1 protein-coding gene (running past one end of the window) is annotated in these 24,443 nt (G+C 73.4%); it reads left to right on the top strand.

Features of this window, described 5'->3' with window-relative positions:
* The first annotated feature begins 4 nt into the window (after positions 1-4).
* Positions 5-24,443 carry the 5' portion of a type I polyketide synthase gene (locus ACLJQZ_RS04300; RefSeq protein WP_410618706.1) on the top strand. 23,126 nt of this gene lie beyond the right edge of the window, so 24,439 of the gene's 47,565 nt are visible here — the first part of the coding sequence; the start codon lies at positions 5-7; the stop codon falls past the right edge of the window.

Here is a 24,443-nt window from a genome sequence, read left to right as displayed (position 1 = left end):
GAACATGGCGAACGAGCAGAAGCTGCGCGAATACCTCAAGCGGGTCACCCGTGACCTGCAAGAGGCGCAGGACCGCTTGCGGCAGGCCGACGAGAAGGCCAGGGAGCCGATCGCGATCGTCGGGATGAGCTGCCGGTTCCCCGGCGGCGTCCGCAGCCCCGAGGACCTGTGGGAGCTGCTGGCCGCCGGCGGCGACGCGATCGGCGGCTTCCCGGCCGACCGCGGCTGGGACCTCCCGGGGCTGTACCACCCGGACCCCGACCACGCGGGCACCTGCTACGTCCGCGAGGGCGGGTTCATCTCCGGCGCGGACCGCTTCGACGCCGGGTTCTTCGGGGTGTCGCCGCGGGAAGCCGTCGCGATGGACCCGCAGCAACGGCTGCTGCTCGAGCTTTCGTGGGAAGCGTTCGAGCGCGCCGGCGTCGATCCGGACAGCGTGCGCGGCAGCCGGGCCGGGGTCTTCGTGGGCACCAACGGCCAGGACTACGCGGGCGTCGTCGACAGCGTCGCCGACGAGATCGAGGGCTACCTGGCCACCGGCAACTCGGCCGCGGTGGTCTCCGGCCGGCTGGCCTACAGCTTCGGGCTCGAGGGCCCGGCCATGACGATCGACACCGCGTGCTCGGCGTCGCTGGTGGCGCTGCACCTCGCGGTCCAGGCGCTGCGCACCGGCGAGTGTTCGCTGGCGCTGGCCGGCGGCGTCACGGTGATGTCGACGCCGCGGGCGTTCGTCGAGTTCTCCCGCCAGCGCGGCCTTTCCCCGGACGGCCGCTGCAAGGCGTTCGCCGAGGGCGCCGACGGCACCGGCTGGGGCGAGGGCGTCGGCATGCTGCTCGTCGAGCGGCTGTCCGACGCCCAGCGGCTCGGCCACCCCGTGCTCGCGGTGATCCGCGGCAGCGCGATCAACCAGGACGGCGCGTCCAACGGCTTGACCGCGCCGAACGGCCCGTCGCAGCAGCGCGTGATCCGCCAGGCACTCGGCAACGCAAAGCTGCGTCCATCCGATGTGGACACCGTCGAGGCGCACGGCACCGGCACGGTGCTCGGCGACCCGATCGAGGCGCAGGCCCTGCTCGCCACCTACGGCCAGGACCGGCCGGGCGACCCGCTGTGGCTCGGCTCGGTGAAGTCGAACATCGGCCACACCCAGGCCGCCGCCGGCGTGGCCGGCGTGATCAAGATGGTCAAGGCCCTCGAACACGGCGTGCTCCCGCAGACGTTGCACGTCGACCAGCCGTCGTCCCATGTGGACTGGAACGCGGGCGCGGTGTCGCTGCTCACCGAGCGGACGCCGTGGCCGGAGACCGGACGCGCCCGGCGCGGCGCCGTCTCCGCGTTCGGCGTCAGCGGCACGAACGCGCACATCATCCTGGAGCAGGCACCCGACGCCGTTCCGGCGCTAGCCGAACCGGGCCTGGTCGGCGGCGCCGTGCCGCTGGTGCTGTCCGGCCGTACCCCCGCCGCGCTGGCCGAGCAGGCCGCGCAGCTGCGCACCTACCTGGCCCGGTACCCGGACGCCGACCTGACGTCGGTGGGCCGGGCGCTCGCCGTCTCGCGGGCGGCGCTGGAACACCGATCCGCGTTCCTGGCGGCCGATCACCAGGAAGCGCTTACCGCCCTCGACGCACTGGCTCACGGTGAGCTGGGCGCCGGGACCGCGCGTGGTGACGTCAAGTCCGTCTTCGTCTTCCCCGGTCAGGGCTCGCAGTGGGCCGGCATGGCCGTCGAGCTGATCGACGCGTCGCCGGTGTTCGCAGCGCGGATCGACGAGTGCGCGGCGGCGCTGGCGTCCCATGTGGACTGGTCGCTGCTCGACGTCCTGCGCGGCGTCGAGGGTGCGCCCGGGTTCGACCGGGTCGACGTCGTCCAGCCGGTGCTGTGGGCGGTCATGGTCTCGCTGGCCGCGCTGTGGCGCGCGCACGGCGTCGAGCCGTCGGCCGTGGTCGGGCACTCTCAAGGTGAGATCGCGGCCGCGGTCGTCTCCGGTGGACTGTCGCTTAAGGACGGTGCCCTGGTCGTCGCGCTGCGCAGCAAGGCGATCCTCGCCCTGGCCGGGCGGGGCGGCATGGTGTCGGTGCCGCTCCGCCACGACGCCGTCGTCGAGCTGGTCGCGGCCTGGGACGGGCGCTTGTCGGTGGCCGCGGTCAACGGCCCGCGCTCCACCGTCGTCTCCGGCGACGCCGACGCGGTGGACGAAATGGTCGCACACTGCGCCGAGCGGGACGTCCGGGCCAAGAAGATCCCGGTCGACTACGCGTCACACTCCGCGCACGTCGAGTCCCTGGAAACCGAACTCCTCGACCTGCTCGCGCCGATCCGGCCACGTCAGGCCGACGTCCCGTTCTACTCGACGGTGACCGGCGAGCCGATCGACACCACTCGCCTCGACGCCCGGTACTGGTACGAGAACCTCCGCAACACCGTCCGGTTCGAGCCGATCACCCGGGAACTCCTCGCGCGCGGCCACTCCGTGTTCGTCGAGTGCAGCCCGCACCCGGTGCTCACCGTCGGCGTCCAGGACACTGTGGACGACTTCGGCGCGGACGCGACGGCTGTCGGCACCCTGCGCCGCAACGAAGGCGGCGCGGACCAGTTCCTCGGCGCGCTGACCCAGGCGCACATGCACGGCGCAACGCCCGACTGGGCGCAGACGTTCGGCGTGGTGCCCGCGCCGGAACACGACCTGCCCACCTACCCGTTCCAGCGTGAGCGGTTCTGGCTGGAGGAGGACCCGGACGCCGTCGCGCCGGTCACCGTCTCCGAACCGGAGGCTCGATTCTGGTCCGCAGTGGACTCGGGCGACATCGACGGGCTCGCGCGGACTCTCGCCGTCGACGCCGGCGCGGCCGAGTCGCTCGGCGCGCTGCTGCCCGCGCTGTCGTCCTGGCGACGCCAGGAGCAGGAGCGGTCCGAACTGGACTCGTGGCGCTACCGCGTTACCTGGAAGCCGTTGCCCGAGAACAGAAGTACACCGGACGGGATTTGGCTTGCGATCGTCCCGGACACCGGCGAAACTCCCGCGCTCGAAGGCGCCACGGTCGTGCCGGTCGTCGTCGACGCCGCCACGATCGACCGCGCCACGCTGGCCACGCTGCTGCGCGACGCCTGCCCGGACGCCGTGCCGTCCGGTGTCGTCTCGTTCCTCGCGGCCGACGACCGGCCGCACCCCGATTACCCCGCCGTGCCCGCGTTCGTGGCCGGCACGCTGACCCTCGTCCAGGCCCTCGGCGACGCCGGGATCGACGCTCCACTGTGGATCACCACGAGCGGTGCGGTCTCGGTCGACCCGGCGGACACCCTGACGCACCCGCACCAGGCCCTGCTGTGGGGCCTCGGCCGCGTCGTCGCCCAGGAACACCCCCAGCGCTGGGGTGGCCTCGCCGACCTGGCCGGCGCCACCGACCTGCGTGACCTCGCCGGGGTGCTCGCCGCGAACGACGGCGAGGACCAGGTCGCGTTGCGCGCGGCCGGAGCGTTCGCGCGCCGGCTCGTCCGCGACCCGAGCCACGCCCGGCCGCCGGCCGCGCGGCAATGGCGTCCCGAAGGAACGGTGCTGGTCACCGGCGGCACCGGGGCACTCGGCGGGCACGTCGCCCGCTGGCTCGCCCGGGCCGGCGCCGAGCACGTCCTGCTGACCAGCCGCCGGGGCCTCGATGCCCCGGGCGCGCCGGAGCTGGAGACCGAGCTCGTCGCGCTCGGCGCCCGCGTCACCACCGCGGCCTGCGACGTCGCCGACCGCGACGCGCTGGCCGCCCTGATCGCGTCCGTTCCGGACCTCACCGCGGTCGTGCACACCGCGGCCGTGCTCGACGACAACATCCTGGACGAGCTGACCGTCGAGCAGTACGAGCGCACCCTGCGCGTCAAGGTCACCGCCGCGGTCAACCTCGACGAGCTGACCCGCGATCTCGACCTGTCCGCGTTCGTCCTGTTCTCCTCCTTTGCTGGCACGTTCGGCCTGGCCGGGCAGGGCAACTACGCGCCGGGTAACGCTTTCCTCGACGCGCTCGCCGAACGGCGGCGCGCGCTCGGCCTGCCGGCGACGTCGCTGGCCTGGGGCCACTGGTCCGGCGGCGGCATGGCCGAAGGCGTCGTCGAAGAGGTCCTGCGCCGCCGCGGCAGCGCCGACATGGCGCCGGACGTCGCGATCGGCGCCGTCCAGCAGGCGCTCGACCACGACGACACGTTCCTGGCGATCGCGAACATCGACTGGGACAAGTTCGTGCCCGCGTTCAGCGCCGGCCGGGCCCGCCCGCTGATCAGCGAGATCCCGGAAGCGGCCGCGATCCTGGCCGAGAAGCCGGTCGTCGCGGCCGAAGCGCCGACCGGGCTGGCCGCGCGCATCGCCGGACTGTCCGAAAAGGACCAGCACGCGGCCGTGCTCGAAGTCGTGCTCGGCCAGGCGGCCGGGGTGCTCGGGCACGCGTCCGCCGACGCGATCGACGCCGGGCTGGCCTTCCGCGACCTCGGGTTCGACTCGCTGACCGCGGTCGACTTCCGCAACCGGATGACCGCGGCCACCGGTCTGAAGCTGCCCGCCACGCTGGTGTTCGACTACCCGACGGCCGACGTGCTGGCTCGCCACATCCGCGGCGAACTGGCCGGGACCGCGCCCGCCCCGGCCACCGCGGTGGCCGTCATCACCACGACCGACGAGCCGATCGCCATCGTGGCGATGAGCTGCCGGTTCCCCGGCGGCGTCCGGAATCCCGACGACCTGTGGAACCTGGTCTCCGCCGGCGGTGACGCCATCGGGCCGTTCCCGGCCGACCGCGGCTGGGACCTGGCGGCCCTGTACGACGCCGACCCGGACGCGGCCGGCACCAGCTACGTCCGCGAGGGCGGTTTCCTCGACGGCGCCGCCGACTTCGACCCCGCGTTCTTCGGGATCAGCCCGCGTGAGGCGATGGCGATGGACCCGCAGCAGCGGTTGCTGCTGGAGACGTCCTGGGAAGCGGTCGAGCGCGCGGGCATCGACCCCGCGACACTGCGGGGCAGCCGGTCGGGCGTGTTCGTCGGCCTGACCTACCACGACTACGGCACCCGGCTGCACGCGTCCGACGAGGACGTCGAGGGCTACTTCGGCACCGGCAACACCGCGAGCGTCGCGTCGGGCCGGATCTCCTACACACTGGGGCTCGAAGGCCCGGCGGTCACTGTGGACACGGCCTGTTCGTCCTCTTTGGTCGCCCTGCACCTAGCTGCGCAGGCCCTGCGCAACGGCGAGTGCGAGATGGCGCTCACCGGTGGCGTCGTGGTGATGTCGACGCCGGAGATGCTGGTCGAGTTCAGCCGGCAACGCGGCCTGGCCGCCGACGGCCGCTGCAAGGCGTTCGGCGCGGCCGCCGACGGGTTCGGTTCCGGCGAGGGCATCGGCATGCTCGTGCTGGAGCGCCTGTCGGATGCCCGCCGCCACGGCCACCCGGTGCTCGCCGTGGTCCGCGGCAGCGCGGTCAACCAGGACGGCGCGTCCAACGGCCTCACCGCGCCCAACGGCCCGTCCCAGCAGCGCGTCATCCGCCAGGCGCTGACCTCCGCTGGACTGTCCACTTCGGACGTCGACGCCGTCGAGGCGCACGGCACGGGCACCTCGCTCGGCGACCCGATCGAGGCGCAGGCGCTGATCGCGACCTACGGCGCCGACCGCGTGGGCGACCCGCTGTGGCTCGGCTCGATCAAGTCCAACATCGGGCACACGCAGGCTGCCGCGGGTGTTGCCGGCGTGATCAAGATGGTCCTGGCGATGCGCCACGGCCTGCTCCCGCAGACCCTGCACGCCGACGAGCCGTCACCGCACATCGACTGGAGCGACGGCACGGTCGCGCTGCTCACCGAGGCCACGCCGTGGCCGGAGACCGGGCGGCCGCGCCGCGCGGGTGTGTCGTCGTTCGGCATCAGCGGGACGAACGCGCACGTCATCCTCGAGCAGGCCGGCGAACCGGAGCCCTCCGAGGAGGTCGCGGCGCCGGCGGTCGTGCCGCTCACCCTCTCGGCCAAGACCGAGGACGCCCTGTACGCGCTGGCCGGACGCCTGCACACGCACCTGACCGAACACCCGGACGTCGAGCCGGCGGACGTCGCCGCGTCGCTGACCACGCGGGCCCGGTTCGAGCACCGCGGGGTCGTCGCCGGTGCGGATCGGGCCGAGCTGCTCGACGGCTTGGCCGCGCTCGCCGCCGGGGGAGGCGTCTCCGGCACGGCCGAGACCGGCGGGTCGGCGTTCCTGTTCAGCGGGCAGGGCAGCCAGCGCGCCGGGATGGGACGCGAGCTGTACGACGCGTTCGGCGTGTTCGCCGACACTTTGGACGAGATCTGCGCCGGGTTCGAGGCGCACCTGGACCGCCCACTGCGGATGGTCATGTTCGCCGACGCGGGATCGCCCGACGCGGCCCTGCTCGACCAGACCAGTTACACCCAAGCCGCGCTGTTCGCGCTGGAAGTCGCGCTGTACCGGCTCTTCAAACACTGGGGCGTGACGCCGGACCACCTGGTCGGCCACTCCATCGGCGAGCTGGCGGCCGCGCACGTCGCGGAGGTGCTGTCGCTCGCCGACGCCGTCAAGCTGGTCGCGGCGCGCGGCCGACTGATGCAGGCGCTGCCGACCGGCGGCGCGATGGTCGCGATCCAGGCTACCGAGGCGGAGGTTTCGGTATATCTGTCTGACCGTATGACCGCCGCTGCGCTGAGCAGGTCGGAGTCGACGGTATATCCGTCTGACAGTGTGACCGTCGCTGCGCCGAACACGTCAGAGTCGACGGCATATCCGTCAGACGGTATGACCGTTGACGCGCCGAATGATCTGATCTCGACGGTATATCGGTCAGACCGTGTGACCATTGCCGCGCTGAACGGCCCGAACTCGACGGTCATCTCGGGCGACGATGCCGCCGTCCTGGCCGTCGCGGCCCACTTCGCCGAGCTGGGCCGCAAGACCAAGCAGCTCACGGTGAGCCACGCGTTCCACTCGCCGCTGATGGATCCGATGCTGGAGGAGTTCCGCGGTATAGCTGACTCTTTGTCATACAGTCAGCCGGTTATACCGATAGTCTCGAACGTCACCGGCGAGCCGGTCACCGAGTTCGACGCCGACTACTGGGTCACCCACGTCCGCGGCGCGGTCCGCTTCCTCGACGGGATGCGGACCCTCGAAGCCGCCGGGGTCACGACCTACGTCGAGCTGGGCCCGGACGGCGTGCTGTCGGCGATGGCCCAGGACTGCGCGGCCGGCGGCGTCTTCGCCGCGGCCACCCGCCGGGGACGCCCCGAGCCGCAGGCCGCCGTCGCGGCGCTGGCCCAGGCCCACGTCCGCGGCGTGCCGGTGAGCTGGGACGCCGTCCTCGGCGGGGCCGGCACCCGCGTCGAGCTGCCCACCTACCCGTTCCAGCACCGGCGCTTCTGGCCGCGCGAGCGCGCGGTCGAACCGGCCGTCGACCCGATCGAGGCCGGCTTCTGGGCCGCGATCGAATCGGGTGACCTCGACACCGTCTCGGCCACCCTGGACCTGCCCACCGACGCCCTGACCGACCTCGTCCCGTCACTGGCCGGCTGGCGCCGTCGCCGCCTCGCCGCGTCCACAGTGGACAACTGGCGGTACGGCACGGACTGGGCCCCGCTGAACCTCGACGGCCGCCTCGCCGGCGACTGGCTGCTGCTCACCCCCGAGACCGGGTCCGACCTGGTCAACGACGTCGAGTCCGCGCTGACCACGAGCGGAGCGTCCGTGCGCCGGATCGCGGTGACCGACCGCGACACCCTGGCCGCGCAGGTCCGCATGGCGCTTGCCGAAGCACCCGCCACGGGCGTGCTTTCCCTGCTGCCCCTGGGCGACACCGGTCTGCCGGACACGGTCGTCGCTCTCCGGGCACTCGCCGAGGCGGGTACCGACCTGCGGCTCTGGACCGTCACGTCCGGGGCCGTCACCTGCGGCGAAGCCCTGCGCAGCGTCGACCAGGCCCAGGTCTGGGGCCTCGGCCGGGTCGCCGCGCTGGAACAGCCGCAGCGCTGGGCCGGCCTGCTCGACCTGCCCGAACGGCTCGACGCCCGGACCGGCACCCGGCTGGCCGCGGTGCTGGCCGGCGGTCACGACGAAGACCAGCTCGCTATCCGGGACCACGGCGTCTTCGGCCACCGGATCGTCCGCGCCACCGGTGTGCCGGCCGCCGACTGGCAGCCCACCGGTACCGCGCTGATCACCGGCGGCACCGGCGCGCTCGGCGCCCGCGTGGCCCGCCACCTGGCCGGACGCGGCGTCGACCACCTCGTCCTGACCAGCCGCCGCGGCCTCGACGCGCCCGGTGCCGCCGGCCTGCGCGACGAACTGGCCGCGCTCGGCGTCTCCGTCACCATCGCCGCCTGCGACGCGGCCGACCGCGACGCCCTCGCCGAGGTCGTCGCCGCCATCCCGGCCGAGCACCCGCTCACCACCGTGATCCACACCGCCGGCGTGCTCGACGACGGCGTTGTCGACTCGCTCGACGCCGACCGGTTCGCCACGGTCGCGCGGGCCAAGGTCACCGCCGCCGGGCACCTCGACGCGCTCACCCGCGACCGGCCCGTCACCGCGTTTGTGCTGTTCTCCTCGACCGCCGGCGTGTTCGGCGCGCCCGGCCAGGGCAACTACGCCGCGGCCAACGCCGGGCTCGACGCCCTCGCCGAACGCCGTCGCGCCGACGGCCTGCCCGCGACGTCCATCGCCTGGGGTGCCTGGGCGGGCAGCGGCATGGCCACCGACGACGGCGTCGCCGAACGTCTGCGCCGCACCGGTGTGCCGCAGATGGACCCGGAGCTGGCACTGTCCGCTTTGGACCGTGCCGTCGCCTCGGACGCGGCGACGGTCTGCGTCGTCGACGTCGACTGGGCGAAGTTCGCGCCCGGGTTCGCCGCCGCGCGGCCGAGCCCGCTCATCGGCGACCTCCCGGAGGTTCGCGCGCTCAAGTCCACAGTGGATGACACCCGGCCCGAGTCGCTCACCGAGCGGCTCGCCGGACTGCCCGAAACCGAGCGGCGGCTGCTGGTCGTCGACTTCGTCCGCGGCGGCGTCGCGGCGGTGCTCGGGCACGCCGGGATCGCCGACGTGCCGGAGAACAAGGCGTTCACCGAGCTGGGTTTCGACTCGCTCACCGCGGTCGAGCTGCGCAACCGCCTCACCGCGGCCACCGGCCTGACCCTGCCCTCGACCCTCGTCTACGACCACCCGACGCCCGCCGCGCTGGCCGAGCACCTGTGTGCCGAACTGGCCGGCGAGACCGCCGGGGCGCTCGTCCGGGCGCACGCGGCCGAGGACGACGACCCGATCGCCATCGTCGCGATGAGCTGCCGGTACCCCGGCGGCATCCACTCGCCCGAGGACCTGTGGCGGATGATCGTCGACGGCCGCGATGCCGTTTCGGAACTGCCCGGTGACCGCGGCTGGGACTTCGACGCGTTGTTCGGCGACGGCCTGGGTGCCTCCGCCGCGCGGCACGGCGCGTTCCTCTACGACGTCGCCGACTTCGACGCCGGGTTCTTCGGCATCTCGCCGCGCGAGGCGCTGGGCATGGACCCGCAGCAGCGGCTGCTGCTGGAGACGTCCTGGGAGGCCTTCGAACGCGCCGGCATCGACCCGAAGTCGTTGCGCGGCCAGGAAATCGGCGTGTTCGCCGGGACCAACAGTCAGGACTACGCCACGCTGCTGCAGAGCTCCGGCGAGGACGTCGAGGGCTACCTGGCCACCGGCAACGCGGGCAGTGTGGTCTCCGGCCGGCTGTCCTACACCTTCGGCTTCACCGGCCCGGCGGTCACTGTGGACACCGCGTGCTCGTCTTCGCTGGTCGCACTGCACCTCGCCGCGCAGTCGCTGCGTTCGGGCGAGTGCGCGCTCGCGCTGGCCGGTGGTGTCGCGGTGATGTCGACGCCCGCCACGTTCGTCGAGTTCTCGCGTCAGCGCGGCCTCGCCGAGGACGGCCGGGTCAAGGCGTTCGCCGCCGCGGCCGACGGCACAGGCTGGGGCGAAGGCGCCGGCATGCTCCTGCTGGAACGGCTTTCCGACGCCCAGCGCCACGGTCACCAGGTGCTGGCCGTGGTGCGCGGCAGCGCGATCAACTCCGACGGCGCGTCCAACGGCCTCACCGCCCCCAGCGGTCCGGCCCAGCAACGCGTCATCCGCCAGGCCCTCGCCAACGCCGGACTGACTGCTTCGGACGTCGACGCCGTCGAGGCGCACGGCACCGGCACGACCCTGGGCGACCCGATCGAAGCCCAGGCGCTGATCGCCACCTACGGCACCGACCGCGAGACGCCGCTGTGGCTCGGCTCGGTCAAGTCGAACATCGGACACACGCAGGCCGCCGCGGGTGTCGGCGGGATCATCAAGATGGTCGAGGCGATGCGCCACGGCGTCCTGCCCGCGACCCTGCACGTCGACGAGCCGACCCCGCACGTCGACTGGTCGGCCGGCACCGTCCGGCTGCTCACCGAGGCCACGACCTGGCCGGAGACCGGCCGCCCACGCCGCGCCGGCGTCTCGTCGTTCGGGTTCAGCGGCACCAACGCGCACACCATCATCGAGCAGGCGCCGCCCTCGGAAGACATCGTCGCGCCGGCTACGCTGCCCGCGCTCGTGCCGGTGGTGGTGTCTGGCGCGGACGAAGACGGGCTTCGCGCTCAAGCGCGTCGTTTGGCTGCGCACTTCGACGAATTCGAGCCGGCCGAAGCCGCTGCCGCGCTCGCCGTCACCCGTTCCGCGCTGGAGCACCGCGCCGGATTCCTGGCGACGAGCCGGGAGGACCTGCTGGCCGGGCTCGCCGCCGTCGCCCGGGGCGAGGGCGCTCACGGCACCGCGACCGGCGGTGGCCTCGCGTTCCTGTTCACCGGTCAGGGCAGCCAGCGACTCGGCATGGGCCGGGAGCTGCACGAGACCTACCCGGTGTTCGCGGCCGCGTTCGACGAGATCCGCGCCGCGTTCGACTTCGACCTCGACGGCGGGGACCTCGACCAGACGCAGTACGCCCAGGCGAACCTGTTCGCGCTGGAAGTGGCGCTGTTCCGGCTCTTCGAGTCCTGGGGCGTGCGGCCGGACTTCCTCGCCGGGCACTCCATCGGCGAGCTGGCCGCGGCTCACGTCGCGGGCGTGTTCTCGCTGGCTGACGCGGTGAAGCTGGTCTCGGCTCGCGGACGTCTCATGCAGGCGCTGCCCACCGGCGGGGCCATGGCCGCGATCCAGGTGACCGAGGACGAGGTCACGCCGTTCCTGTCGGAGGCGGTCAGTATCGCGGCCCTGAACGGCCCCGAGTCGACAGTCGTTTCCGGCGACGAAGACGCCGTCCTGGCCCTCCTGGCGCGGTTCGAAGGCCGCAAGACCAAGCGGCTCACGGTGAGCCACGCGTTCCACTCGCCGCGCATGGACGCCATGCTCGACGACTTCCGCGCGGTGGCGGAAACCCTGACGTTCCACGCGCCGCGCATCCCCGTCGTGTCCACTGTGTCCGGTGAACTCGCGGCCGGCCTAACGGACCCGGGCTACTGGGTGGACCAGGTCCGCGGCACGGTCCGGTTCCTCGACGCGATGCGCACGCTCGCCACCCGCGGCGTGACCACGTTCCTGGAACTCGGCCCCGAAGGCGTGCTCACCGCCGCGGGCCAGGACTGCGTGACCGGCGACTTCGCCGCGGCACTGCGTGGCGGCCGCGCCGAGACCGCGTCGGTGCTGACCGCGCTGACCGAGGCTCATGTGCACGGCGCCGACGTCGACTGGGCATCGGTGTTCGCGGGCGTCCCGACACGGCGCGTCGCACTGCCGACGTATGCCTTCCAGCGCCGGCGTTACTGGCCGGAGCAGCCGGCCGCCGTCGTCACGACGACGTCGGCGAGCCCGGCCGAAGCCGAGTTCTGGACGGCGGTCGAGAACGCCGACTTCGCCGCCGTCACCGGCACCCTCTCCCTGGACGGCGATCAGCCGCTCAGCACCGTACTGCCCGCGCTCTCCGCGTGGCACCGGCAACAGCGCGTCGAGTCCTTTGTGGACAGTTGGCGCTACCGTATCGCCTGGCAGCCGGTGACCGACCTCGCGGCCCCCGTGCTGCGCGGCACGTGGCTGGTCGTCGGCGACGCCGAACACCCGCTGTGCGGCGCGCTCACCCGCGCTGGGGCCGACGTCGTCGTCACCGACGGCGAGATCCCCGAGGAAACCGCTTTCGACGGTGTTGTCTCGCTGCTCGGCGCCCACGACGAGCCGCACCCCGAACACCCCGGCGTCACGCTCGGCGCCGCCGCGAACCTCACGCTGGTGCGTGCGCTCGGCGAGGCCGGGATCGACGCTCCTTTGTGGATGGTGACGCGCGGCGCGGTCTCGACCGGCCGCGCCGACGTTCTCGGCTCGGCGTCCCAGGCCCTGGTCTGGGGCATCGGCCAGGTCGCCGGCCTGGAGCTGCCGCACCGCTGGGGCGGGCTGCTCGACCTGCCCGCCGAGCTGGACGACCGGGCGCTCGCCCGGGTCGCCGGCGCGCTGGCCGGCACCGAAGACCAGGTCGCGGTCCGCGGCTCCGGCGTCTACGTGCGCCGGCTCGTGCCCGCGCCGCTGCCGGCCGGCGTCACGTCGTGGACTCCGCGCGGCACCGTGCTCGTCACCGGGGGAACCGGCGCGCTGGGTGCCGAGGTCGCCCGCTGGGCGGCCGCGGGTGGTGCGGAACGGCTGGTGCTGACCAGCCGCGCCGGACTCGCCGCACCGGGTGCCGAAGCACTGCGCGACGAACTCGCCGAGTCCGGTGTGGACGTCGTGATCGCCGCGCTGGACGTCACCGATCGCGACGCCCTGGCCGCGCTCGTCGCCGAGTACCCGGTCGACGCCGTCGTGCACGCGGCCGGCGTCGAATGGGCGACACCACTGGACACTGTGGACGTCGCCGGGTTCGCCGAGGTGCTGTCCGCGAAGGTGACCGGCGCCACCAACCTGGACGCCGTGCTCGGAACGTCCGAACTGGACGCCTTCGTGCTCTTCTCGTCGATCTCGGGCATCTGGGGCTCGGGTGGGCAGGCCGCCTACGCGGCGGCGAACGCCTACCTCGACGCCCTCGCCCAGGCCCGGCGGGCACGCGGGCTCGCCGCCACCGCCGTGGCGTGGGGCCCGTGGGCCGGGGGCGGCATGGCCGCCCGTGGTGACGCGATCGACCAGCTGCGCCGCCGCGGCCTCGAGCCCCTGCAGCCGGCCGCGGCGATCGCCGCGCTCGGCCGCGCGGTCGGCGCGGACGAGACCGCGGTCGTGGTCGCCGACGTCGACTGGGCCAAGTTCGCTCCGGCGTTCACCGCGGCCCGGCCGCGGCCGCTGCTCGGCGGCGTGCCCGAGGTGCGCCGGGTGCTCGCGGAATCCACTGTGGACACGACGTCCACCGATGTCTCCGAGCTGGCCGGCCGGCTGGCCGGACTCGGCGAGGCCGAGCAGGACCGCCTGCTCGTCGACCTGGTCCGGACCGAGGCCGCCGCGGTGCTCGGTCACACCGGCACCGACGCGGTCGTGCCCGGCCGCGCGTTCAAGGAGCTCGGGTTCGACTCGCTGACCGCCGTCGAGCTGCGCAACCGGCTCACCGCGGCGACCGGCATCCGGCTCCCCGCGACGCTGGTGTTCGACTACCCGAACGCGACCGTCCTGGCCGGGCACCTGCGCACCGAACTCACCGGTGGCCGGGAAACTGCCGGCGCCGACGTCGTGTCCGACATGCGCACTGTGGCCGACGACCCAATCGCCATCGTGGCCATGAGCTGCCGTTATCCCGGTGGCGTCCGGTCGCCGGAGGAGCTGTGGCGCCTCGTCGCCGACGGCGTCGACGCGATCGCGGACTTCCCGGCCGACCGCGGCTGGGACCTGGGCGCGCTGTTCGACCCGGACCCGGACAACACCGGCACCAGCTACGCCCGCACCGGCGGGTTCCTCGACGGCGTCGACCGCTTCGACGCGGCGTTCTTCGGGATCAGCCCGCGTGAGGTCCTCGCCATGGACCCGCAGCAGCGGCTGCTGCTCGAGACGACCTGGGAGGCCTTCGAGCGCGCCGGCATCGACCCGCACGCGGTGCGCGGCAGCCGGACCGGCGTCTTCGCCGGGACGAACCTGCAGGACTACGGCACGCTGCTGACCGGACAGCCCGGCCTCGAAGGGCACCTGGCCACCGGCAACGCGGCCGCCGTCGTGTCCGGCCGGCTGTCCTACACCTTCGGGCTCGAAGGCCCGGCGGTCACCGTCGACACGGCGTGCTCGTCGTCGCTGGTCGCGCTGCACCTCGCGGCGCAGGCCCTGCGGGCGGGCGAGTGCTCGCTCGCCCTGGCGGGCGGTGTGGTCGTCATGTCGACACCGAACGCGTTCATCGAGTTCTCCCGCCAGCGCGGGCTGGCCGAGGACGGCCGGTGCAAGCCGTTCGCCGAGGCCGCCGACGGCACCGGCTGGGGTGAAGGCGTCGGCATGCTGCTGCTGGAGCGGCTGTCCGACGCGCAGCGCAACGGCCACCCGGTGCTGGCGATCGTCCGGGGGAGTGCGATCAACCAGGACGGCGCGTCCAACGGCCTGACCGCGCCGAACGGTCCCGCGCAGCAGCGCGTGATCCGACAGGCGTTGACCAGTGCCGGTCTGTCCACTTCGGACGTCGACGCGGTCGAAGGCCACGGCACCGGCACGACACTGGGCGACCCGATCGAGGCGCAGGCCTTGCTGGCCACCTACGGCCAGGACCGCGAGACGCCGTTGCTTTTGGGTTCGCTCAAGTCCAACATCGGACACACCCAGGCTGCGGCCGGTGTTGGCGGGATCATCAAGATGGTCCAGGCGATGCAGCACGGGCTGCTGCCGAAGACGCTGCACGTCGACGAGCCGTCGTCCAAGGTGGACTGGACGTCGGGAGCGGTCGAGCTGCTGACCGATTCGCGCGCATGGCCGGCGGTGGACCGGCCACGACGCGCCGCGGTGTCGTCGTTCGGCATGAGCGGCACGAACGCCCACGTCGTTCTCGAGCAGGCGCCCGAGGCCGTCGAGCCGGAGCGTGTGCCCGCCGGGGAACCGGCACCGTGGGTGCTCTCCGCCCGCGACGCCGACGCCCTGCGTGACCAGGCGATCCGACTTCACGCGCAGCTCGACGGCGAGGACTGGGAGCCGGCCGACGTCGCTTTCTCCCTCGCCACGTCCCGCGCCCGGCACGAGCACCGCGCGGTGCTGACCGGGGACCGGGCCGAACTGCTCGCCGCTCTCGGCGCGCTGGGCCGCGGTGAACCCGCCGCGCAGCTGGTGCGGGACGTCGTCGCCGACGGCTCGACCGCGTTCCTGTTCACCGGCCAGGGCAGCCAGCGGGCCGGGATGGGCCGCGAGCTGTATGCGGCGTTCCCGGTGTTCGCGGACGCCCTGGACGCGGTGTGCGCGGAGTTCGACACGCATCTTGATCGTCCACTCCGGACGGTCGTCTTCGAGGACTCCGCCCTGCTCGACCGGACCGCCTACACCCAGGCTGCGCTTTTCGCGGTCGAGGTGGCGCTGTTCCGGGTGCTGGAGAGCCTCTGCGTCCGGCCGGACTTCCTGCTCGGCCACTCGATCGGCGAGCTGGCCGCGGCGCACGTCGCCGGCGTTCTCTCGCTGACCGACGCGGTCACGTTGGTTGCCGCCCGGGGTCGTCTGATGCAGGCGCTGCCCACCGGTGGTGCGATGGTGGCTGTGCAGGCGACCGAGGCGGAGGTTTCGGTATATCTGTCTGACCGTGTGACCGTTGCGGCGTTGAATGGCCCGACCTCGACCGTGGTGTCCGGCGACGAGGACGCCGTGCTGACGGTCGCCGCGCAGTTCGCCGACTTGGGCCGCAAAACCAAACGGCTGGTCGTGAGTCACGCGTTCCACTCGCCGTTGATGGACCCGATGCTGGACGAGTTCCGCGGTATAGCTGATTCTCTGACATACGGTAAGACCGTTATACCGGTAGTCTCGAACGTCACCGGTGAGCTGATCACCGAGTTCGACGCCGACTACTGGGTGCGCCATGTGCGTGAGGCGGTCCGGTTCGTCGACGGCGTGCGAACCCTCTCCGCCCAGGGCGTGACCAGGTTCGTCGAGCTGGGCCCGGACGGTGTGCTGTCCGCGCTCGGCCAGGACTGCCTGGACGAGCCCGCCGTGTTCACCGCCGTCCTGCGCGGCGACCGGCCGGAACGCCGGACCCTGCTCACCGCGCTCGCCACCGCCTACACCTGCGGAGCGGACGTCGACTGGGCCGCGCTGACCACCGGCGCGCGCCGGATTTCCCTGCCCACCTACGCCTTCCAGCGGAGCCGCTTCTGGCCGACGCCGACCGCGGCCGGCCGGGGCGCCGCCGCCGGGCTGGGCCTCGACGCGGCCGGGCACCCGATGCTCGGCGCGGCCGTCTCACTGGCCGGTGGTGACGGCGTGCTGTTCACCAGCAGGCTGTCGACGCTGACCCACCCGTGGCTGGCCGACCACGCCGTGCACGGCACCGTGCTCGTGCCCGGCACCGGCCTGGTCGAACTGGCCGTCCGCGCCGGGGACCAGGTGGGCTGTGACCACCTGGAAGAACTGACCCTGCAGGCGCCGCTGGTGCTGCCCGCCGACGGCGGCGTGCAGCTGCAGGTCACCGTGGGCGAACCGGACGCGGACGGCCGCCGCGAGGTGACCGTCCACTCGCGACCGGAGGGCACCACGTTCGGCCACCCGTGGACGACGCACGCCACCGGTCTGCTCGGCACCGCCGCCGCGGCACCACCCGCGGAGCTGGCCGAATGGCCCCCGGCCGGGGCTACGGAACTGGAGACGTCGCGGCTCTACGACGACCTCGCCGGAGCCGGTTTCGGTTACGGCCCGGCGTTCCGCGGCCTGCGTTCCGCGTGGCAGCTCGGTGACGACGTCTACGCCGAGGTCGCGCTTGAGTCCGAAGTGGACGAGTCGTTCGGACTGCACCCGGGCCTGTTCGACTCGGTGCTGCACGCGATCGGCCTGAGCGGGCGGCTCACCGGTGAAGGCACGGGCATCCCGTTCGCCTGGACCGACGTCACGCTGCACGCTTCGGGCGCGTCGGCGCTGCGGGCCAAGCTGTCCCCGGCCGGCAGCGGCGTCTCGCTGGAACTGTTCGACGCCGCCGGGCAGCCGGTCGCGACGGTCGGCTCGCTCGTGTTGCGCCCGGTCTCGGCTGACGCACTCGACAGCGCCCGGACCGAGTCGATGTTCCGCCTGGAGTGGACGCCGGTCCAGCCGTCCGGAACGGCCGAGATCGGTCACCTCGGCCGGCTCGGCGACAACCGGCCCGAGTTCGTGCTGGCCACTGTGGACGTCGAGGACTCGGCGGCCGGGGCGCACGAAGCCGCGCACCGGGCCCTGGCCCTGGTCCAGGAGTGGATCGACGGGTCCGACGAGGCGAAGCTCGTGCTGGTCACCCGCGGCGCGGTCGCCGTCCGGCCGGAGGATGACGTCCCCGGCCTGGCCGCCGCCACCGTGTGGGGCCTGGTCCGCTCGGCGCAGTCCGAGAACCCGGACCGCCTGGTCCTGCTGGACACCGACGACACCGGCGAAGCGGCCATCGCTGCCGCCTTGGCGACCGGCGAACCGCAGCTCGCCCTGCGCGCGGGGGAGCCGTACGTCCCGCGGCTGGCACGGGCCGCGCTCCCGGTGATCGACGAGTCCACTGTGGATGTCAACGGCACGGTGCTCGTCACCGGCGGTACCGGCGCGCTGGGCGCCCTGTTCACCCGCCACCTCGTCACCCGCCACGGCGCGCGGCACCTGCTGCTGCTCAGCCGTCGCGGTGGTGCCGCCGAGGGCGCGGACGCCCTGGCCGCGGAACTCGCCGAGCTGGGCGCCGAAGTCCGGTTCGCGTCCTGTGACGCCGCGGACCGCGACGCCCTCGCCGACGTCCTCGCGGCGATCCCGGCCGAGCACCCGCTGACCGCGGTCGTGCACACCGCCGGGGTGCTGGACGACGGCGTCGTCGGCACGCTCACCCCCGAGCGGATCGACACCGTGCTGCGGCCGAAGGTCGACGCGGCGCTCAACCTGCACGAACTCACCAGCGACCTGTCCGCGTTCGTGCTGTTCTCCTCGGCCTCCGGCGTGTTCGGCGCCGCCGGCCAGGCGAACTACGCGGCCGCCAACGTGTTCCTCGACTCTCTGGCCGCGCGTCGGCGCGCTGCCGGACAACCGGCGACGTCGCTGGGCTGGGGCCTGTGGGCCGACGGCGGCAGCATGGCCGGCGGCCTCGGCGAGGCGGACCGGCGACGGATGAACCGCGCCGGCGTCGCCGCGCTGACCGCGGACGAGGGCGTCGCACTGTTCGACGCCGCGCTCGCGTCCGGCGAGGCCGCGCTGGTCCCGATGCGGATGGACGCCGCCGCCCTGCGCGACCCGGGCACCGCGGTGCCGGCCGTGCTGCGCGGTCTGGTCCGGACTACCACCCGCCGGGTGGTGACGGCCGACGTCGTCGCGAGCGGCTCGGCGCTGGCCGACCGGTTGTCCACTATGGACGAATCGGAGCGTGAGCGCACCCTGCTCGGCGTGGTCCGCCAGACCGTCGCGGCCGCACTCGGCTACGACTCGGCCGAGGCGGTGGACGCCGGGAAGGCGTTCAAGGAGCTCGGTTTCGACTCGCTGACCTCGGTCGACCTGCGCAACCGGCTCAACACGGCCACCGGCCTGCGGCTGCCCGCGACCCTGGTGTTCGACTACCCGAACGCGACAACCCTCGCCGCGCACCTGCGCACCGAGCTGCTCGGCGCGGCCGAGCCAGTCGCGGTGGCACCGGTCCGCGCGGTCGACGTCGACGAGCCGATCGCCATCGTGGCGATGAGCTGCCGGTACCCCGGCGGCATCCGCGGGCCGGAGGACCTGTGGCGGCTGGTGTCGACCGGCGCCGACGCGATCTCGCCGTTCCCGGTCAACCGCGGCTGGGACCTGGAGAAACTGTTCCACCCGGAGCCCGGCCACAGCGGCACGAGCTACGCCCGCGAGGGCGGGTTCCTGCACGAGGCGGACGAGTTCGACGCCGAGTTCTTCGGCATCTCCCCGCGCGAGGCCCTCGCCATGGACCCGCAGCAGCGGCTGCTGCTGGAGACGTCGTGGGAGGTCTTCGAACGCGCCGGTATCGCTCCGGAAGCGTTGCGGGGCAGCCGGACCGGCGTCTTCGCCGGCCTGATGTACCACGACTACGCCGCGCGGCTGCCGGAGATCCCGGAGGAGGTCGAGGGCTACCTCGGCACCGGCAACGCGGGCAGTGTCCTTTCCGGACGACTGGCGTACACCTTCGGGCTCGAAGGCCCGGCCGTCACGGTCGACACCGCGTGCTCGTCCTCGCTGGTGGCGCTGCACCTCGCCGCGCAGGCGCTGCGCAACGGCGAGTGCGAAATGGCGCTGGCCGGTGGTGTCACGGTGATGTCCACGCCGACGACGTTCGTCGACTTCTCCCGCCAGCGCGGCCTCGCCGCGGACGGCCGGTGCAAGTCGTTCGCCGAGGCGGCGGACGGCACCGGCTGGTCCGAGGGTGCCGGTCTCCTGCTGCTGGAAAGGCTTTCCGACGCCCGCCGCAACGGTCACCAGGTCCTCGCGGTGGTGCGTGGCAGCGCGATCAACCAGGACGGCGCGTCGAACGGCCTGACCGCACCCAACGGTCCGTCGCAGCAACGCGTTATCCGTCAGGCACTCGCCTCCGCCGGATTGTCCTCTTCGGACGTCGACGCGGTCGAGGCGCACGGCACCGGGACCACGCTCGGCGACCCGATCGAAGCGCAGGCCCTGCTGGCCACCTACGGCGCCGGCCGCACCGGCGACCCGCTGTACCTCGGCTCGATCAAGTCCAACATCGGGCACAGCCAGGCCGCCGCGGGTGTCGCCGGGATCATCAAGATGGTCATGGCCATGCGGCACGGCGAACTGCCGGCCACCCTGCACGTCGACGAGCCCTCGCGGCACGTCGACTGGGAAGCCGGAGCGGTCGAGCTGCTCACCGAGCGGACGCCCTGGCCGGAGACGGGACGGCCGCGGCGCGCCGCGGTGTCGTCCTTCGGCATCAGCGGCACCAACGCGCACACGATCATCGAGCAGGCACTGGACTTCGCCGAGCCGATCGCGGGGGAGACGCCCGCGATCGCCACGCCGTTCGTGCTGTCGGCACGCGACGAGGACGCCCTGCGCGAGCAGGCCTCGCGCCTGCACGCCGTTGCCGCCGAGCAGGAGGCGCTCGACGTCGCCCACTCGCTGGTGACCACGCGCAGCCGGATGCCACTGCGTGCGGTGGTGTCCGGTGTGGACCGCGACGAGCTGCTGCGCGGCCTGGCCGCGCTGGCCGCCGGTGAACCCGGTGGCGTCGTGACGGGTGCGGTGTCGCCGGGCTCGCTGGCGTTCCTCTTCACCGGCCAGGGCAGCCAGCGGCTCGGTATGGGCCGTGAGCTGTACGAGACCTACCCGGTGTTCGCCACGGCGTTCGACGAGATCCGCGCCGCGTTCGACTTCGAGGTCGCGTTCGACACCGACGAGCTGCACCAGACCCAGCACACCCAGGCGGCCCTGTTCGCGCTGGAAGTGGCCGTGTTCCGCCTCTTCGAGCACTTCGGTGTCCGGCCGGACTTCCTGGCCGGGCACTCCATCGGCGAGCTGGCCGCGGCCCACGTCGCGGGCGTCTTCTCCCTGGCCGACGCGGTCAAGCTGGTGTCCGCGCGCGGCCGTCTCATGCAGGCGCTGCCGACCGGCGGCGCGATGGTCGCGATCCAGGCGACCGAGGACGAGATCACGCCACACCTGTCGGACCTGGTGAGCATCGCCGCGCTCAACGGCCCGATGTCGACGGTGATCTCCGGCGACGAAACCGCCGTCCTGGCGGTCGCGGCGCAGTTCGCGGACCGCAAGACCAAGCGCCTCACGGTGAGCCACGCGTTCCACTCGCCGCTGATGGACCCGATGCTCGAGGAGTTCCGCGCGGTCGCGGAGACGCTGAAGTTCGCCGAACCGCGTATCCCGATCGTGTCCACTGTGGATGGCGACCCGACGTCGCCGGACTACTGGGTGGACCAGGTCCGCGGCGCGGTCCGGTTCCTCGACGCGGTGCGCACGCTGGAAAGCCGCGGCGTCACGACGTTCGTCGAACTGGGCCCGGACGGCGTGCTGTCCGCGCTCGGCCAGGAAATCGCCGCGGCCGCGACGTTCGTCCCGGCCCTGCGCAAGGGACGGTCCGAACCGGACACGCTGCTCACGGCGTTGGCCGAGGCCGACGTCCGCGGCGCCGACGTCGACTGGACGCGGCTGTGGGCCGGCTCGGGGGCACGCACGATCGACCTCCCGACCTACGCTTTCCGCCGTCGCCGCTACTGGCTGCACAGTGCGGCGTCCGCCGCGGACGCCTCCGGCCTCGGGCTCGGCAAGGCCGACCACCCGCTGCTCGGCGCGTCCGTCGAGCTGGCCGAAGGCGACGGCCTGGTCTTCACCGGGCGGCTGTCCGCGCAGACGCACCCGTGGCTGGCCGAGCACGCGGTGCACGGCGTCACCGTGCTGCCGGGGACGGCCTTCGTCGAGCTCGCGATCCGCGCGGGCGACGAGGTCGGCTGCGACCGCCTCGAAGAGCTGACGCTCGAAGCACCGCTGGTCATCCCGGCGCGGGGCGGCGTCGCCGTCCAGATCACCGTCGGCGCGGCCGACACGTCCGGGCGCCGGACCCTGTCCGTCCACTCGCGACCGGACGGCGAACCGTGGGTCCGCCACGCCGGTGGCGTGCTGGCCGCGACCGGTGCCCCGATCCCGGCGACCCCGGCCGAGTGGCCGCCCGCCGGCGCCGAGGCCGTCGACGTCACCGAGCTGTACGACGGCCTGCAGTCGGCCGGCCTGGCCTACGGCCCGCTGTTTCAGGGCCTGACCGCGGCCTGGCGCCGCGGCAGCTCCGGAACGTCAGAGGTGTTCGCCGAGGTCAGCCTGCCGGAGGACGCCGAACTTTCCGGGTTCGGCCTGCACCCGGCGCTGCTCGACGCGGCCCTGCACGGCATCGGTCTCGGCGCCGTCCCGGCCGAGGGCGGCGCGCGCCTGCCGTTCGTCTGGTCCGGCGTCTCGCTGCACGCGTCCGGCGCCCGCGCCCTGCGCGTCCACCTGGCCGCGACCGGCGCTGAGGCGGTGTCGGTGCACGTCGCCGACCCGGCCGGCGCGCCCGTGTTCTCGGCCGACTCCCTGGTGCTGCGCCCGGTTTCCGCTGGTCAGCTCACCGGCGGGGTCGCCCGAAGCTCGCTGTTCCAGATCGACTGGACCACCATCCCGACACCGGAGACGGCTGTCCCGGACGGCTGGCCGGAGGCCGACGGCTTTGTCATCGCGCCGGTCGCCGACGCCGCGTCCGCACTCGACGTCGTCCAGACGTGGCTGCCCACCGAGGCGACGGTCGTCGTCGTGACCCGCGACGCCGACCCGGCCGCCGCGGCGGCCCACGGCCTGGTCCGCTCGGCGCAGGCCGAGCACCCGGGCCGGTTCGTCCTGGTCGACCTGGACACGACGGCCGGTCCGGCGGAGCTGCACGCCGCGGTGGCCACCGGTGAACCGCAGATCGCGGTCCGCGACGGTGTGCTCACCGTGCCCCGGCTCGCGCGGGCCGCACTGTCCGAAACGGACGTCCACTTCGGAACCGGCACCGTCCTGGTCACCGGCGGTACCGGCGCGCTCGGCGCGTTGTTCGCCGAGCACCTGATCACCCGGTACGACGTCCGGGACCTGCTGCTCACCAGCCGTCGCGGCGCGGACGCGCCCGGCGCGACCGAGCTGGCAACGCGCCTGCGTGAACTCGGCGCCGACGTGACGATCGCGGCCTGTGACGTCGCCGATCGCGACGCTCTCGCGGCGCTGCTGTCCGAGCACCGGGTAACCGCAGTGGTGCACAGCGCCGGCGTCCTCGACGACGGCCTGGTCGAGTCCCTCACGCCCGACCGCCTCGCGACCGTACTGGCCGCCAAGGCCGATGCGGCGCAGAACCTGCACGACCTGACCACCGACCTCGACGCGTTCGTCCTGTTCTCCTCCGTCGCCGGGACGTTCGGCGGCGCGGGACAGGCGAACTACGCCGCGGCCAACGCCTACCTCGACGCGCTCGCCGAGCAGCGTCGCGCGGCCGGGCAGCCGGCGACGTCCCTGGCCTGGGGCCTGTGGGACGGCGGCATGGCGGGCAGCCTCAGCGAGGCCGACATCGCCCGGCTGGTCCGGGCCGGCACCGCACCACTGTCCACCGAGGACGGTTTAGCGCTCTTCGACGCCGCGCTGGCGGCGGACCGCGCGGTCCTGCTGCCGGTGCACCTCGACCCGGCGGCCATCCGCGCCGCCACCGGCGAGGTCCCGCCGCTGCTGCGTGGCCTGGTTCGCGCACCGGCGCGGCGGGTCGCGGCGACGACCGGCGCGGCCGGAGCGTTCGCGGACAGCCTGTCCGGGCTGGCCGCCGACGAGCAGCGTGACCGGCTTCTGACGCTGGTCCGCGGCGAGGTCGCGGGCGTGCTCGGCTACGACTCGGGCGACGAGGTCGACCCGGCCAAGGCGTTCCGCGAGGCCGGCTTCGACTCGCTGACCGCGATCGAGCTGCGCAACCGCCTGCACACGGCCACCGGCCTGCGGCTGCCCGCGACGCTGGTGTTCGACTACCCGACACCGGACGCGCTCGCCGGGCACGTCCACTCTGAACTGTTCGGCGGCCAGGAAGCCGTCGAGGTCGTCGCGGCCAACGGTTCCGACGACCCGATCGCGATCGTCGCGATGAGCTGCCGCTACCCGGGCGGCGTCGCGACACCCGAGCAGCTGTGGGACCTCGTCGCGGCCGGCGGTGACGCCATCACGACGTTCCCGGACAACCGCGGCTGGGACCTCGACGGGCTGTACCACCCGGACCCCGACCACCTCGGCACCAGCTACTCGCGTGAAGGTGGGTTCCTGCACGACGCGGGCGGCTTCGATCCGGTGTTCTTCGGGATCTCGCCGCGCGAGGCGGTCACGATGGACCCGCAGCACCGGTTGCTGCTGGAGACGTCCTGGGAGGCCTTCGAACGCGCTGGCATCGCGCCGGAAGCGTTGCGCGGCAGCAAGACCGGCGTCTTCGCCGGCGTGATGTACCACGACTACTCCGCGCTGCTCGACGGCGCGGACGAGGACTACGAAGGCCACCTCGGCACCGGCAACGCGGGCAGCATCGCCTCCGGCCGGGTCGCCTACACCTTCGGGCTCGAGGGCCCGGCGGTCACGGTGGACACCGCCTGTTCGTCCTCTTTGGTCGCCCTGCACTGGGCGCTTCAGGCGCTGCGCAACGGCGAATGCACCATGGCGCTCGCCGGTGGCGTGACGGTCATGGCGACGCCGAACGCGTTCATCGAGTTCTCCCGCCAGCGCGGCCTCGCCGCCGACGGCCGGTGCAAGGCGTTCTCCGCGGACGCCGACGGCACGGGCTGGTCCGAAGGCGCGGGCATGATCCTGCTGGAGCGCCTCTCCGACGCCCAGCGCA

Origin of the sequence: Amycolatopsis sp. cmx-8-4, assembly GCF_046548675.1 — a bacterium.
GTDB lineage: Bacteria > Actinomycetota > Actinomycetes > Mycobacteriales > Pseudonocardiaceae > Amycolatopsis.
This window is presented reverse-complemented; position numbering and strand designations above follow the sequence as displayed.